This window comes from Coxiella endosymbiont of Ornithodoros maritimus (assembly GCF_907164965.1).
Taxonomy (GTDB): Bacteria; Pseudomonadota; Gammaproteobacteria; order Coxiellales; family Coxiellaceae; genus Coxiella.
The window spans coordinates 1-812 of sequence record NZ_CAJRAM010000059.1 but is presented as its reverse complement, the minus strand read 5'-3'; the positions used below and the strand labels follow the sequence as shown (position 1 = coordinate 812).

The window sequence follows — 812 nt, the reverse complement described above, 5'->3', positions numbered from 1 at the left end:
AAAGATTTTCTGTTAATTCGCGTCGCATAAATACACCATTCAAAAAATTAAAATTACGTAATTATAAGGGCATAATATTAAATCACAATTTTAAGCGAAAGGTTTTCGTTAGACGAGCAAAGGACAAAAGACCTCACCCCCAACCTTATAACCACCCGTGACTACGCTACTATTCGGGAAATACTGGAGGCTCACAGGGATCGCCGGTCCAACGGTCAGAGCTTTGCCAATTTACTCTTGGCTATCACTTACCACCATACGCAATGGCACCTTCTCTTAGGAAGTTTAGCTGCTCAATTGTAGGATGCTATTGCTCAAAACGTTGAACGGCTCAATCCCCAAGGAATTACCAACACTTGTGGGGCGTTAGTCGCGATCTGGGTGGGTTGGGGAAAGTTGGAAACCCAAGAATTAAATGATTGTTTACTTGACGCTGTGCGTTATAACGCTGAACAATTCAATTCCCAACAAATTGCCAACACGTTATGAGCCTTAACGATGATGGGGCTGAACCGGGGATACTTTGAAGGAGCAACGAGTAGATCGCTTATTGTTAAACGCCATTGACCAGAGTGCAAAACAATTTTCGTTGGAAGAAAGTATGTAAATCATGTGGAGTACTCGTTGGTTTGAAATCCGCCCACCACCTGAAATTCTTTTGAAAATCTCTAACATGAAGCCGCCCCGCTCCTCCGATTTACATCGGCAGGTCACCTCAGCCCTATCCGCACAGATCAATGGGGAGGTACCCATCAAAGATGTTATTGAAGGATAAGGAGTTCTCGATGAAAGACATCAGCGGGTTAGTAACT

The 812-nt window shown here is 43.6% G+C and carries 2 protein-coding genes; both read left to right on the top strand.

Going from position 1 to position 812, the window contains the following annotated elements; translation table 11 throughout:
- Positions 1-309 precede the first annotated feature (309 nt).
- Positions 310-489, top strand: a complete 180-nt coding sequence (locus tag OWO34_RS09850; protein ID WP_407647527.1) for a DUF1601 domain-containing protein — start codon at positions 310-312, stop codon at positions 487-489.
- 34 nt (positions 490-523) lie between these two features.
- Positions 524-607, top strand: a complete 84-nt coding sequence (locus OWO34_RS09845) for a DUF1601 domain-containing protein (protein ID WP_407647526.1) — start codon at positions 524-526, stop codon at positions 605-607.
- Positions 608-812: the final 205 nt, after the last annotated feature.